This is a genomic window from Kurthia sp. YJT4 (assembly GCF_030219945.1).
In the GTDB taxonomy this organism is placed as follows: domain Bacteria; phylum Bacillota; class Bacilli; order Bacillales_A; family Planococcaceae; genus Kurthia; species Kurthia gibsonii.
Map to the genome: position 1 here is coordinate 3,001,447 of NZ_CP126689.1, position 13,958 is coordinate 3,015,404.

Consider the following 13,958-nt stretch of genomic DNA (forward strand, 5'->3'; position numbering starts at 1 on the left):
AAGGTATGTCTAAGACAGTAGTATTTTAAACAGCGGAAACCCCGTATGATTGAAATGACGCCTAAAAGTTAGACACGGTTATTTCATCAGGCAATGGTTTGGGTATGCGTTCGATATTGTATCGGACTCATACCTTTTAATTTTGCCTTGATGCGTTTCGCGAGCAGGGATTATTTTTTCTATGCATTTAATTAATTTGATTATCCGTGTTTGAAACACTCTAATTTTACTCTGTTGTAAGCTCTTTATTTTCAACCTATTTACGAATCAAAAAAATATCATGTATTCATTAATAACCATATGAATTACTCATATTTTATTATTACTTAACTTTTTTCACTGTTAAATACATTTTATACTCTTTTTATTTCAAAAAAACGATTTAAATCATCATTTTATATTTCTGTTGCTATAAACACAAATATATAGAAATTTATGTGAAATCTCTTTTTTTTCGTTGAATACGGTTCTCTTTTTCTTAATAAAATGATAAATTATTAGATGATACACCCCAACATTTAAAACTTATTACTTATTCTTTTTCAAAAAACAAGACTAAAGAAATGACATACCCTTTTAAGATTAGAAAGACTTTTTTACTATAATATTTTGGAGGCTTCATCTATGATTTGGAACCGTTCGAAAAAGACAAAGAACGAGACTTTTTTCGATATAGAACAATATAAGAAAAACGTCAAAATTGATTTATCACATAATCAGCACTTACAAAAACAAATTGAACTACTTAGTTTAACATTAGAGGACTTAGCTATTATTCATCAATTAAAATTTGTTGCAGCAGATACTTTTGTACATATGACAGATGCATTCTATGATGCGATTGTAAAAGCACCTGAATTAACACATATGATTTCACAGAACTCTAGTATTGATCGTTTAAAAGTAACGCTAACAAAGCATATCAGCGAAATGTTCGATGGACGAATTGATGCACAATATATTGAACAGCGAAAAATTATTGCACACGTTCACGTTAAGATTGGTCTACCTTCAAAATGGTACTTAAACTCATTCCAATCACTAACAAATTCATTCATTGACTTTATTGAAGATTTACAAATTTCAACACGTGAATCTGCTCAAGCAATTAAAGCATTTACAAAACTGATTAACTTTGAACAGCAAATTGTTATTGAAGCTTATGAAAATCGAGTGGATGCCATTCGTGATGAACACGGTCGTGTAAAACAACAAGTTATTCATACAGTTCAAAATACTTCAGAAGAATTAAATGCGATTAGTGAAGAAACAACCGCTGCAATCCAATCACTATCTCGCCAAGCTGATGAAATTGCTTCTTCTACAAAACAAGGTTTAGACTTTGTAAATTCAACAAAAGAAAAATCTGAAAATGGTCGCGCATTACTACATACGCAAAATGAATTAATGCAAAAAATGTCTGCAAGCGTCCAAATGCTTGACGAAACCATGTCTAAATTGAAAATCTCTTCTAAACAAATTAATGATATTGTTCATTTAGTAACAGGTATTGCCGACCAAACAAACCTATTAGCATTGAATGCATCAATTGAAGCAGCACGTGCTGGGGAGCATGGTAAAGGCTTTGCTGTTGTTGCTGAAGAAGTTCGTAAATTAGCTGAAGAAACAAAATCAGCTGTTCAAAATGTATCCAAATTAATTTTAGAAACTGAAAATAATATTGAAAATATGTCTGTATCCGTAAACGATGTTGATGAACAAATTAACGAAGGTGTTCAAATGCAGGATGATTTATCTACTAGCTTCCATACAATTGTTGAAGCTGTGAGTGGTATTCAAGCAATCAATGAAAGTACAACAGAAGATGTAAATACAATTTCACGTTTATTAGATGATTTAACAGAGGGTACAATTCAAGTATGTAATTCTGCTGAACAACTATTAGAAGTTACTTATGAGTTAAATTAAAACGAAATATGAAATAGATAGCTAATCCATGCGATATAGGCTATCTATTTTTTTCATTCTTCGCTACAATATGTCCATGCAGATGGAGGAGGGTTCAATATGGTTAAAATTTATCTTACACGACATGGGCAAACAGAATGGAATTTACAAAAGAGAATGCAAGGCTGGTTTGATTCCCCTCTTACGCAAGAGGGTCAACAAGCTGCAATCGCGCTTGGTAGAAGACTGGCGCAAATTCCTTTTAGTGCTATTTATGCTAGTTCTAGCGGTCGAACAGTGGATACTGCGAAATTTATTTGTTGTGAACGCCAAATCCCTATTTTCTTTAAACAACAACTACGCGAAATTAACGTAGGTGAGTGGCAAGGCATGACGGATAGCGAAATTAAGCGAACATATCCTGAACAGTATCATCATTATTATAATCACCCAACAGAATATAAATCTGAAGAAGGTGAAACTTTTGAAGATGTATTACAACGTGTACTTCCAGTAATTAAAGATGTAATAGAAGATTACGAAGATGATGAACCTGTTTTAATCGTCACACATGCCGTTGTAAAGAAACTATTGATTGCTCATTTTCAAAATCAATCCATTGATCATGTGTGGGATCCTCCCTTCATTCACGGAACGAGTTTAACCGTACTTCATTTAAAGAAAAATGGTGATGTACACTTTGAATGCATTGGTGATACAGAACACATGCAAAAACAGAATAGCTAACAAAAAACACCTTCCAGCATATTCGCGTGAAAGGTGTTTTTTATATTTATAAAAAGAATGAATGTGGCATATTTCTTTTTTCTTTACGATGAGCACGACGCAGTGGACCTGATTCAAACAGTCTCTTTTCTTCTTCTGACTCAGGGAAAACAGGTGGAACAGCTTGAGGTTTCCCATCTGCATCAATCGCTACCATCGTTACAAAAGATTCAGTTGTTAATTTTCGTTCTTTTGTTTGAATGTTAAGTGAAGATACACGAATATAAACTTCCATCGAAGTGCGACCTGTTGCACTGACAATTCCTTCTAACTCCATAATTTCTCCTGCACGAATTGGTGAGAAGAAATCCACTGAATCAAAAGATGCTGTAACTGTCTCCATTTTAGAATGTTTCATCGAAATAATTGCTGCAATTTCATCGATATACGCTAATACCTTACCACCAAAAATTGTATTCATATAGTTGGTATCAGGTGGAGCAACCAGCCTTGTTTGAACTGTACGTGAATTTGACATTGGAATCGCTTCTAACATGATCAACACTCCTTTTTTATTTTCTGTATCTATTTTAACATAAATAAAATGAAACACACCCATTATTTACATATTAAAATAAATATTCTGTACCTATACACAATGAAAATATATTATTACAGTTTTGTTTTTATAGTAATGAATTTCATTTCAGACATTTCTTGAACAGCATATTTAATTCCTTCTCGTCCATAACCACTCGTTTTCACACCGCCATATGGCATATTATCTGTGCGGAATGTTGGAATATCATTAATAATAACGCCGCCAGCTTCAATCTCATCTGCTGCTCTTAAAGCATCTTCAATATTCATTGTGAAAATACCCGCATTTAAGCCTAAATCTGATTCATTCACATATTGAATCGCTTCGTCTAATGTGCCATATGGAATAATTGATACAATCGGTGCGAATGTTTCTTGTTTAATAATTTTCGCATCATGTTTAGCGTTTAATATCACAGTTGGTTTCATCGTACGTTCTGTATATTCTGCACCTGTCGCTACCTTTGCACCGTCTGCTACTGCTTCATCCACCCATTCTTTAATACGCGTTACTTCTTTTGGATGAATCATTGCACTTACATCTGTTTTTTGATCCATTGGACTACCTACAACTAGCTTTTCTGTTTCTTCTACAAAAGCTTTTGTGAATTCTTCATAAATCGACGCATGTACATAAATACGTTGTACTGAAATACATACTTGTCCTGCAAAACCAAATGCGCCATCTACACAACGTTTCACCATCTTATCGATTGGTGTACTTGGTTCAACAATGACTGCTGCGTTAGATCCAAGTTCAAGTGTAATCTTACGTAGGCCTACTTGTTCCTTAATCTTCATTCCGACAGCACTGCTACCTGTGAATGTCACCTTTTTAACTAATGGATGTGTTACAAGAATCTCACTTAATTCACTACCTTTTCCCGTTACAATTTGTAACATTCCATCTGGTAATCCTGCTTCTTTAAATATTTCAGCTAGCGCAATACTACTTAAAGGTGTTTGAGAAGCTGGTTTCAATACAACTGCGTTACCTACAGCAAAAGCAGGCCCTAATTTATGTGCAACTAGATTGAACGGAAAGTTAAATGGTGTAATAGCAGATACGACACCAAGTGATTCTCTTTTTGTCCAACCAATTCGATCACGTACGCCAGGCGCTGCATCTAAAGGTACTGTTTCACCATGTAAATGTTTTGCTTCCTCCGCCGCAAACTCATACGTTGCAATTGTACGATCTAATTCACCTAAAGCAGCTGTTAAAGGCTTCGCTGCTTCCATTGTAATCATTTTAGCTAGTTCTTCTTTTTTATCTTTCATAATTTCAGATACGCGATGTAAAATTTCGGCTCTTTCATAAGCTGTCTTTTCTTTAAATTTTATATAGGCACGGTGTGCACCTTCTATCGCAACCGATACTTGTTCAGGAGTAGCACGTGCAACTTCCGCAATGGTTTCACCATCATAAGGGCCTTTTAGCGTATCTTTCTTCACCGTTTCTACCCACTGACCATCAATCCATAAACTTGTTTTAATCATGTAATCTCCTCCTATGCTTTTTTACTATCATACGCTTATTGTATACACTTTTAAAATAATTTTAATCATAGAAGAAAAAGCGAGAACTGTAGAAATCTACAATTCTCGCTTTTTTAGAGACTCTTTTTTATTTCTGCATACTCTTCATCTGTAAACATGCGGCTCCGTGATAGAAAACTTTTACCTTCTAAACTTTCAAGTGAAAAGCCACTACCAAATCCATCGATAAGATCTACAATAATTTGTGTATGTTTATTGTAACGATACAAAGCCTCATGCATATAGAATGGAACATCTCCATCTATTGTTTCTAATAATAAATCTACACTACCTACTTGAAAATCACCTTGTTTATAACACATAGGGGCAGAACCTTCACAGCATCCACCAGACTGATGGAACATGATTGGGCCATGCTTTTCTTTTAAAAATCGAATCATTTGTAAAGCTTCTGGTGTTACTTCTACACGCTTCACCATATTTGCTTCACCTCCTATTCGATTTAGAAGAATCCTTGTGGCTTTTCAGCGTAACTTACAAGTAAGTTTTTCGTTTGTTGGTAGCTATCTAACATCATTTTGTGGTTTTCACGTCCGATACCCGACATTTTGTAACCACCGAATGCTGCTGCTGCTGGATATTGATGATATGTGTTTGTCCATACACGACCAGCTTGAATTGCACGACCTGCTTTGTAAGCTGTATCGCCATGACGTGACCATACACCTGCACCTAAACCGTAGTCTGTATCATTCGCAATCTTAATTGCTTCATCGAAGTCTTTGAATGTTGTAACGGCTACAACTGGACCAAAGATTTCTTCTTGGAATACACGCATATCATTCGTACCTTTAAAGACAGTCGGCTGGATGTAGAAACCATTTGCGAATTCTTCGCCTAAATCATTTACATCGCCACCTGCAAGAACTTCAGCGCCTTCTTCTTTACCAATTTTTAGGTAAGAAATGATTTTTTGATATTGCTCATTTGAGTTTTGTGCACCCATCATTGTTTCTGTATCAAGTGGGTTACCGATTTTAATCGCTTTAACACGCTCAAGAACACGCTTCATAAATTCATCGTAGATTGATTCATGAATTAATGCACGTGATGGACATGTACATACTTCACCAGAGTTAAGTGCAAACATAACGAATCCTTCTACTGCTTTATCTAAGAAGTCATCATCTGCTTCCATAATATCTGGGAAGAAGATATTCGGTGATTTACCACCTAATTCAAGTGTTACAGGAATGATATTCTCAGTCGCATATTGCATGATTAGGCGACCTACTGCTGTAGAACCTGTGAATGCAATTTTTGAAATACGCTTATTTGTTGCTAAAGCTTTACCTACTTCTGCACCAAAACCATTTACGATATTTAAAACACCTGGTGGTAATAAATCTTGGATTAACTCCACAACATATAGAATCGAAGCTGGTGTTTGCTCAGCTGGTTTTAATACAACACAGTTCCCTGCAGCTAAAGCTGGTGCTAGCTTCCATGTAGCCATCAAAATAGGGAAATTCCAAGGAATGATTTGTCCTACTACACCAAGTGGCTCTTGGAAGTGGTAAGCAATTGTATCCTCATTAATTTGAGAAGAGAAGCCTTCTTGTGTACGAATTGCACTTGCAAAATAACGGAAGTGATCTACTGCTAATGGAATATCTGCATTTAATGTTTCACGAACTGCCTTACCATTTTCCCACGTCTCAGCAACAGCGATTTTTTCAAGATTCTCTTCAATACGATCAGCAATCGCATTTAAAACCTGCGCGCGGTGTGCTGGTGATGTTTTACCCCAAGCATCTTTTGCAGCGTGTGCCGCATCAAGTGCTAATTCAATATCTTCAGGTGTTGACTTTGGAATGCGTGTAAAAGCTTCACCTGTAATTGGTGTAATATTGTCGAAATACTGACCTTTTACCGGTGGAACCCACTCGCCCCCAATAAAGTTTTCATATTGCGGTTTAAACTCTACAACGGCACCTGCTGTATTTGGATTTGCATAAATCATGATAAATTTCCTCCTCTGCAATCATTCAATACACAAGAAAAATTACGTCTTAAACAGAATTTTTGTGTATCTTTGACTTTATTTTGTCTTAAAATTCAATATTTTTCAACTATTAACTTTCAAAGTATGGTATTTATTTTAAAATACTAGGGTATAAGTTCCAAAAAGGAGGTATTTATGTGTTAGCCGTACTAAATACAGAACAATTAGAAAACATCCGTATAAGTGGTGATTATTGGGATTTAAAAGAACTACAAAAAGCTATTGAACAATTACTTCATACATCTATTGAAAATAATTGTACAAATCATGTACAAAAAAATTATGTACTTCGTTTTTGTCGCGAACTTGAACAAGCAATCGAAGGCGAAGTTGCTATCGAGACCACCTATAATGGCATTTACGACGAATTACAAGAAGAGTTTGTTATTCCATTTCCACAAGAAAATATTTATTTCTCTTTTGAAAAATGTTGGCCAAAAATGCTGTTTACAGTTCTCTGCTTAAATCATTTTATTGAAGAAACAACAACTCATAAAGAACAACCATTCACACAAACTCATATTATGGTCATTCGAAAATTCGAGTCCCTCGTGTTCGAATGTTTCACCTCAAAAATCACGCTCATTAATAAGTCTCAAATCGCTACATTATTTTTTAGCGCCCCTCACGACTTTCGTCAATTCATTGCACAATATGTCGATCTCATCACAGCTAAATATCTGGCTCTACCCCAAGAAACTAAAATGATATACCTACCTCACATTCTTAAAAAATTCCATATACGTGATTTTGAATACACTTGTTTTAAAAACATGCTAAATCGTACTGCAAAAGAATCTAATCTACCAATACATAGAATTGTCTTACAAGCAGACTAAATCATTGGTAGTTCAAAATAAACAGGTTAGGACAAAACATTTTTTAACGTTCGCAACGAAAAACTGGAACCGCGCCATAGCGCAATTCCAGTTTTTATTACGCTCTTGTGAGATGGTGTTTTCACACTTATATCCCAGCTTGTTTTAAATACCACCTAAATAGGCAGCGCGTACTTCATCAGATGCTTGTAATGTTTTCGCATCTCCAGACAATACGACCTTACCTGTTTCAATTACATAACCACGTTCCGCAATCGATAATGCCATATGCGCATTTTGTTCCACAAGTAAGATAGTTGTACCATTACGATTTATTTCTTCAATAATTTCAAAAATCGTTTTAACCATTAAAGGTGCTAAGCCCATAGAAGGTTCATCTAAGAGTAACAGCTTTGGTTTTGCCATAATGGCTCTGCCCATTGCGAGCATTTGCTGTTCACCACCAGATAATGTACCTGAAGGTTGTTTTCGACGTTCAAGTAGTCGAGGGAATAACTCGAATACGCGCTCTAAATCTTTCGAGATATTCGCGCGATCACGTCGCAAGTATGCACCTAAGTCTAAGTTCTCTTCAACTGTCATATTCGAAAAGACACGACGACCTTCTGGCACATGTGAGATTCCCGTCTTTACAATACTTTGCGCTGCTTTTTTATTGATAGATGAACCTAAATATTCAATCGTTCCTTGCTTCGGACGAAGTAACCCTGAGATTGTTTTGAGCAATGTACTTTTGCCTGCACCATTCGCGCCAATTAACGTAACGATTTCGCCCTCATTTACTTCGAGTGATACACCTTTAAGCGCTTGAATATTACCGTAATATACATTTAGGTTCTCGATTTTCAACATCACTCATCAACCTCCTGACCTAAGTAAGCTTCAATTACTTTCGGGTTATTTCGAATTTCTTCTGGTAATCCATCTGCGATTAATTGACCATGATCAAGTACATAGATTCGTTCACAAATGCCCATCACAAGCCCCATATCATGTTCAATCAATAGAATCGTTAAATCAAAACGTTTTCGAATGAGTGCAATCAATTCCATTAATTCTTTTGTTTCTTGTGGGTTCATACCAGCAGCTGGTTCATCAAGTAATAATAACTTCGGCTTTGCTGCTAAAGCGCGCGCAATTTCTAAACGACGTTGCATACCATAAGGTAGATTTTTAGAAAGTTCATCTTTATATTTTTTAAGTCCAAATATCTCTAAGAAAGCAATCGACTCTTTCTCCATCTCTTCTTCGCCTCTGAAAAAAGATGGTAGACGTAAAACAGAGCTTAAGATAGAGTGCTTAGCTAATGAATGATTCGCTACTTTTACATTATCTAAAACCGATAATTCCTTAAATAGACGAATATTTTGGAATGTACGGCTCACACCACTTTTAGTAATTTGGTGAGGCGACATACTTTTTGTATTTTTACCATCAAAATAAATGGCACCTTCTGTCGGTTTATAAACACCTGTTAACATGTTGAATGTTGTCGTTTTTCCCGCACCATTCGGTCCAATTAGTCCAATTAACTCACCTTGATATAATTCCATATTCAAACCTGAAACAGCTTTTAAACCACCAAATTGAATTCCTGCTTGATCTACTTTTAATAAAGGGTTATTCATGCTAATCTTCCCCCTTCGCTACAGGTTTACGTTGTTTTTTTGTTTTAAAAATATCCGTAATTTCTTTCGTACCCATTAAACCCGAAGGACGATATAGCATCACAATAATTAAAACTAAACTGTAAATAATCATACGCGTCTCTGGGAACTCTTGTAGATACTGAGAAATAATTGTTAAAAGTGTTGCTGCGATAATCGCACCTGACATACTTCCTAAACCGCCAAGTACAACATAGATTAAAATATCAAATGACTTTAAGAAACCAAATTGTGATGGCAGAATAATATAGAAATTGTGCGAGAATAATCCACCCGCAAGACCGGCAAAGAATGCACCCATCACAAAGGCAATTACTTTATAAAATGTCGTATTAATCCCCATTGAATCTGCTGCAATCTCATCTTCTCTTACTGCGATACATGCACGGCCATGACGTGATTTCGTAAAGTTTGAAATAACAATAATCGTCACAAGTGTCGCAAAGAATGCGAATGTCCATGTTGTTTGCTGATCTACTTGGAAGCCTGAGGCACCACCTACGAACTCCCAGTTTAAAAACGTAATACGAATGATTTCAGCAAAACCGAGTGTTGCAATCGCTAAATAGTCACCTCGTAAACGAAGTGTCGGCATACCAATTAGGAAGCCCATTGCTGCCGCTGCCAATGCACCGATAATTAAACTCACAATGAATGGCATATTAAAATTCATTGTACACATCGCAGAAATGTAAGCACCAACCGCTAAGAACCCAGCGTGTCCGATTGAGAACTGCCCTGTGATTCCAATAACGAGGTGAAGACTGACTGCTAACGAAATATTAATTAAAATCGTAATCATTAAGTTTGTATAATATGCATCTAACTGTCCACTCGTAATCATGAATTGAACAACTGCATATACAACAAGCGCCAAAACAGTATATATCCAAAACACTTTAGACTTTTTCATAAGGCCGCCACCTACACTTTCTCGCGGGTATTTTTACCGAAAATACCTGCTGGTCTAAAGATTAAAATAATAATCAAAATAATGAATGCGGCTGCATCTCTCCACAGTGAGAAGCCAACTGCACTTACAATTGTTTCAATAACACCTAAAATCATACCGCCTGTCATCGCTCCTGGAATACTACCAATTCCACCTAATACTGCTGCAACGAAGGCCTTCATTCCTGGAATAACACCCATTAAAGGGTCGATCTTTGTATAATATAATCCGAAAATAACGCCTGCTGCACCTGCTAATGCAGATCCAATCGCAAATGTAGCTGAGATTGTATTGTCTACATTAATTCCCATTAATTTTGCTGCTTCCGCGTCATGTGATACCGCACGCATCGCTTTACCAACCTTCGTTTTATGTACAATAAACTGTAATAAAATCATCAATGTAATCGATACACCTAAAATTAATAATGATTGCGAACTAATATCTGCACCGAATAAATTAAATTGCTTATTGGCAACTAAATCTTTTGGGTAAGCTTCGGGTTGTGCACCGCGAATATAGATTGTGACATATTCAATTAATAATGAAACACCAATTGCTGTAATAAGTGCTGCAATCCTCGTAGAATTTCGTAATCGCTTATATGCGAGTCTTTCGATTACTACGCCAAGTATTGCGCATAAAATCATCGCAATGATGAGTGCTGGGAAAAAGCCCATTTGCCAAGACGTGACAGCATAGAAACCTACAAATGCCCCGACCATGAATACATCACCATGTGCAAAGTTAATTAGTTTAATAATGCCATATACCATTGTGTATCCTAATGCAATTAGCGCATAAATACTGCCAAGCGATATACCATTAATGAGTTGTTGTAACCACTCCATTTGCACCTCTCCTATCATTAAAGTAAAAGAGCGTGCCTAGCGTAAACTAGACACTCTCTTACTATTCAGCTCATTATTAAGGATTTACTTTTGAGTTGAATACTTGTTTGCCTTCTTTAAACTCAAGTACTGTTGCTGTTTTTACAGGGTGATGATTTTCATCGACTGAGAATGTACCTGTTACAAGACTTAAATCTTTTGTATCAGCTAATGCTTTTTGGACTTTCTCACCATCTGTTGATCCAGCACGCTCAATTGCATCCTTCAACCAATAAACTGTATCGTAACCAAGTGCATTGAATGCATCTGGTGTTTTATCGTATTTCTTTTTATATGCACTTACGAAATCTTGAATACGCTTGTCTGGATCTTCAGCTGAATAGTGATTTGTGAAGTACGTATTATTCAGTGCTTCATCTCCTGCTAATTCAACTAATTTTGGCGAATCCCAACCGTCTCCACCCATTAGTGGTGCTGTAATACCTATTTCACGTGCTTGTTTTACAATAATACCCACTTCTTCGTAGTATCCTGGAATATAAATAAAGTCAGGATTTTTAGCTTTTAAACGTGTAAGTGTTGATTTGAAGTCTGTATCTTTTGCTACATATGCTTCTTGTGCAACGACTTTTCCACCTTTACTTTCGATTGTCTCTTTGAATGATTTTGCCAGTCCTTTTGCATAGTCACTTGAACTATCTGAGAAAATCGCTACATTTTTCGCTTTTAATGTATCAATGGCAAAGTTAGCTGCAATTTTACCTTGGAATGGATCGATGAAACATGTACGGAATGCGTAGTCATTTACTTTATTTGTCTTTTCATCGACTGTTACGTTTGGTGACGTTGCAGATGGTCCGATAACTGGCATTTTGTTTTGATTCGCAATTTTTACCGAGGCAAGTGTATTACCCGATGTTGCAGAACCAATTTGCGCAACTACTTTGTCTTGTGTAGCTAACTTCAAAGCAGCTGTTGTTGCTTCGGCAGAATCAGATTTATTATCTACTTTAACTACTGTGATTTTCTTACCGTCAATTCCACCATCGGCATTAATTTCGTCAATCGCAAGTTGTGCACCATTTGCGATACCAGAGCCATATGAAGCTACAGGACCTGACAACTCTAAGTTCATGCCTAACTTGATTTCTTTTGCGTCGTCTTTACTGCCACCCCCTGATGAATCTTTTGCTCCACATCCTGTAAGTGCTGCTAAAACAAAAGAAGTTGCTAAAAATACCGAACCATACCGTTTTAATTTTTTATTCATATGAATCCCCCTTAAATTCTGATTTTTCTGAATTATGTAATGATACTTGTTCAGAAATATAAATGATACTTCCCTTTCATCTAACAATTCACATTTTAAATGATTACATTTATTTCGTCTACATTAATTTTCTGTAAATTCTAAATTTTTAAATAAAATTAATTCTTTAAACTAGTTTTTTTATATAAAAGTCCTTATATAGCTTAACTTCAAGCCTTTTACGAGAAAATTATTTCGAATAAATAAATATTCTCTTTTATAATACAAAAAAGAGAAGAATTAAAAATTCTCCTCTTTTCAAACTAAGGCTTATATTGTTGATTTCGTGCTATTGAAGCTTCTAATAACTTCTCAGTAATATTTAAATATTGTTCGAGTTCTTCATCAGTTAATACTTCAAATAATTCTTGATGTACTTTTCGTCCTTGTACCTGTGCATCTTTTAATACTGAAACACCTGCATCAGTAATTTCCATGAGCACATGACGACGATCTTCTTCGTTGTAAACACGCTTCGCATAACCCAATTTTACAAGTTTATTCGCAATATTTGTCATAGCACCAGGTGTACATCCCATTCTTTCTGCTAACACAGTTTGCTTTAAAGCACCATGCTGTAAAAGTTCAGAGAGTACAAGTACAGGCGTTACACCTAATTTATGCGGAAAACGTCTTGTAAAATGATAGATGTTTGAGTTATTAATATACTCCGTTTTGTGTATAACTTGAAATAAATTTGAATCCTTCACAACTATATCCTCCTCAATAGCCACGAAAATCATCGTTTCTAGTGAAGCATTAATGATCCACCATCAACCATTAGAGTTTGACCAGTGATATATGAAGAATCATCTGAAGCCAAGAATACAGCTACACGACCGATGTCTTGTTCTACATCACCAAAGCGACCTAGTGGGATTTGATTACGAACTTGCTCATAGTACTCTGGTTGTGATTTTGACCAAGCTTCAACGCCTGGAGTGTATGCTAATGGACTGATGATATTGACATTAATACCGAATTCGCCCCATTCATTTGCTGCTACACGTGATAATCCACGAATTGCTTCCTTTGCTGCTGCATAAGCACCTTGTGTTTTATGGCCAGAAAGACCAGCACCTGATGCAAAGTTAATGATATTACCTTTTGTCTCTTTTAAGTGTGGTAATGCAGCATTCATTAAATAGAATGTAGGGTAGAAACTTGTACCAAATGATAGATCTAAGTGTGCTTGTGTTGTTTCTGCTAGTGGCACTTGTTTTGAAACGTGTGCATTGTTTACTAGAATATCTAGTTTACCACATTTTTCAACCACTGTTTCTACAATGTTTGGAAGATTTGCATGATCCATTAAATCGGCTTTTAAGAAAAATGATTTTGGAGAAATCGCTTGAAGTTCTGCTTCAGTCGCTTTACCCATTTCTTCGTTTAAATCAACGATTGCTACAACTGCACCTTCTTTAGCCATTGCACGTGCCATACCACTTCCGATACCGTCAGCTCCTCCAGTAATAATTGCTACTTTACCTTCTAACTTTCCCATGTATTTCACTCCTTAAAATATGTCCATGCATATTTTA

General features: G+C 35.9%; 14 protein-coding genes. 3 read left to right on the forward strand and 11 right to left on the reverse strand.

Annotated elements, in window-relative coordinates; genetic code table 11:
* The first annotated feature begins 624 nt into the window (after window positions 1-624).
* Both QN089_RS15055 and QN089_RS15060 read left to right on the forward strand, forming a co-directional pair.
* Window positions 625-1,929, forward strand: a complete 1,305-nt coding sequence (locus QN089_RS15055; RefSeq protein ID WP_087681992.1) for a globin-coupled sensor protein — start codon at window positions 625-627, stop codon at window positions 1,927-1,929.
* Window positions 1,930-2,028: 99 nt separating this feature from the next.
* Window positions 2,029-2,655: a histidine phosphatase family protein gene (locus tag QN089_RS15060; RefSeq protein ID WP_068450061.1), complete on the forward strand. Its 627-nt coding sequence runs from the start codon at window positions 2,029-2,031 to the stop codon at window positions 2,653-2,655.
* Between the two features lie 46 nt (window positions 2,656-2,701).
* On the opposite strand, the gene QN089_RS15065 is transcribed toward QN089_RS15060, so the two are convergent.
* The 4 genes from QN089_RS15065 to exaC all read right to left on the reverse strand — a co-directional run bounded on the left by QN089_RS15065 (window position 2,702) and on the right by exaC (window position 6,757).
* Complete coding sequence (locus QN089_RS15065) at window positions 2,702-3,190, reverse strand: acyl-CoA thioesterase (RefSeq protein WP_068450058.1); 489 nt, start codon at window positions 3,188-3,190, stop codon at window positions 2,702-2,704.
* Window positions 3,191-3,306: 116 nt separating this feature from the next.
* On the reverse strand, window positions 3,307-4,734 hold the full coding sequence (locus QN089_RS15070; protein ID WP_285215628.1) for an aldehyde dehydrogenase family protein: 1,428 nt from the start codon (window positions 4,732-4,734) through the stop codon (window positions 3,307-3,309).
* Window positions 4,735-4,847: 113 nt separating this feature from the next.
* A complete protein-coding gene (locus QN089_RS15075) occupies window positions 4,848-5,213 on the reverse strand; it encodes a DUF779 domain-containing protein (RefSeq protein WP_285215629.1) in 366 nt (121 codons plus the stop codon).
* 23 nt (window positions 5,214-5,236) lie between these two features.
* Entirely contained in the window at window positions 5,237-6,757 is a 1,521-nt protein-coding gene (gene exaC / locus QN089_RS15080) for an acetaldehyde dehydrogenase ExaC (RefSeq protein WP_068457165.1), read from the reverse strand.
* Window positions 6,758-6,936: 179 nt separating this feature from the next.
* Here exaC and QN089_RS15085 point away from each other — a divergent pair, with 179 nt between their 5' ends.
* Entirely contained in the window at window positions 6,937-7,638 is a 702-nt protein-coding gene (locus QN089_RS15085) for a DUF6904 family protein (RefSeq protein ID WP_068457162.1), read from the forward strand.
* Between the two features lie 144 nt (window positions 7,639-7,782).
* Here the strand turns inward: QN089_RS15085 and QN089_RS15090 are convergent, their stop codons facing one another.
* From QN089_RS15090 to QN089_RS15120, 7 genes are all read right to left on the reverse strand, one after another.
* Entirely contained in the window at window positions 7,783-8,490 is a 708-nt protein-coding gene (locus QN089_RS15090; RefSeq protein ID WP_068457159.1) for an ABC transporter ATP-binding protein, read from the reverse strand.
* Entirely contained in the window at window positions 8,490-9,266 is a 777-nt protein-coding gene (locus QN089_RS15095; protein WP_285215630.1) for an ABC transporter ATP-binding protein, read from the reverse strand. Before QN089_RS15095 ends, QN089_RS15090 begins: the two co-directional genes overlap by 1 nt.
* A 1-nt stretch (window position 9,267) precedes the next feature.
* On the reverse strand, window positions 9,268-10,218 hold the full coding sequence (locus QN089_RS15100) for a branched-chain amino acid ABC transporter permease (RefSeq protein WP_068457151.1): 951 nt from the start codon (window positions 10,216-10,218) through the stop codon (window positions 9,268-9,270).
* An 11-nt stretch (window positions 10,219-10,229) separates the two neighbouring features.
* Window positions 10,230-11,108 carry a branched-chain amino acid ABC transporter permease gene (locus QN089_RS15105; RefSeq protein WP_068457147.1) on the reverse strand — a complete coding sequence of 293 codons (879 nt, stop codon included), beginning with the start codon at window positions 11,106-11,108 and terminating at the stop codon, window positions 10,230-10,232.
* Window positions 11,109-11,184: 76 nt separating this feature from the next.
* A complete protein-coding gene (locus QN089_RS15110) occupies window positions 11,185-12,378 on the reverse strand; it encodes an ABC transporter substrate-binding protein (RefSeq protein WP_068457144.1) in 1,194 nt (397 codons plus the stop codon).
* 302 nt (window positions 12,379-12,680) lie between these two features.
* Entirely contained in the window at window positions 12,681-13,127 is a 447-nt protein-coding gene (locus tag QN089_RS15115) for a MarR family winged helix-turn-helix transcriptional regulator (protein ID WP_087681994.1), read from the reverse strand.
* Between the two features lie 38 nt (window positions 13,128-13,165).
* Window positions 13,166-13,921 (reverse strand): SDR family NAD(P)-dependent oxidoreductase, encoded by a 756-nt coding sequence (locus QN089_RS15120; protein ID WP_285215631.1) that lies wholly within the window; start codon window positions 13,919-13,921, stop codon window positions 13,166-13,168.
* Between the last annotated feature and the right edge of the window lie 37 nt (window positions 13,922-13,958).

Coding starts and splice junctions, on each gene's coding strand:
- QN089_RS15060 (WP_068450061.1), top strand. CDS start 2,029: ATGGTTAAAATTTATCTTACACGACATGGGCAAACAGAATGGAATTTA.
- QN089_RS15110 (WP_068457144.1), bottom strand. CDS start 12,378: ATGAATAAAAAATTAAAACGGTATGGTTCGGTATTTTTAGCAACTTCT.
- QN089_RS15105 (WP_068457147.1), bottom strand. CDS start 11,108: ATGGAGTGGTTACAACAACTCATTAATGGTATATCGCTTGGCAGTATT.
- QN089_RS15055 (WP_087681992.1), top strand. CDS start 625: ATGATTTGGAACCGTTCGAAAAAGACAAAGAACGAGACTTTTTTCGAT.
- QN089_RS15065 (WP_068450058.1), bottom strand. CDS start 3,190: ATGTTAGAAGCGATTCCAATGTCAAATTCACGTACAGTTCAAACAAGG.
- QN089_RS15070 (WP_285215628.1), bottom strand. CDS start 4,734: ATGATTAAAACAAGTTTATGGATTGATGGTCAGTGGGTAGAAACGGTG.
- exaC (WP_068457165.1), bottom strand. CDS start 6,757: ATGATTTATGCAAATCCAAATACAGCAGGTGCCGTTGTAGAGTTTAAA.
- QN089_RS15075 (WP_285215629.1), bottom strand. CDS start 5,213: ATGGTGAAGCGTGTAGAAGTAACACCAGAAGCTTTACAAATGATTCGA.
- QN089_RS15120 (WP_285215631.1), bottom strand. CDS start 13,921: ATGGGAAAGTTAGAAGGTAAAGTAGCAATTATTACTGGAGGAGCTGAC.
- QN089_RS15100 (WP_068457151.1), bottom strand. CDS start 10,218: ATGAAAAAGTCTAAAGTGTTTTGGATATATACTGTTTTGGCGCTTGTT.
- QN089_RS15095 (WP_285215630.1), bottom strand. CDS start 9,266: ATGAATAACCCTTTATTAAAAGTAGATCAAGCAGGAATTCAATTTGGT.
- QN089_RS15090 (WP_068457159.1), bottom strand. CDS start 8,490: ATGTTGAAAATCGAGAACCTAAATGTATATTACGGTAATATTCAAGCG.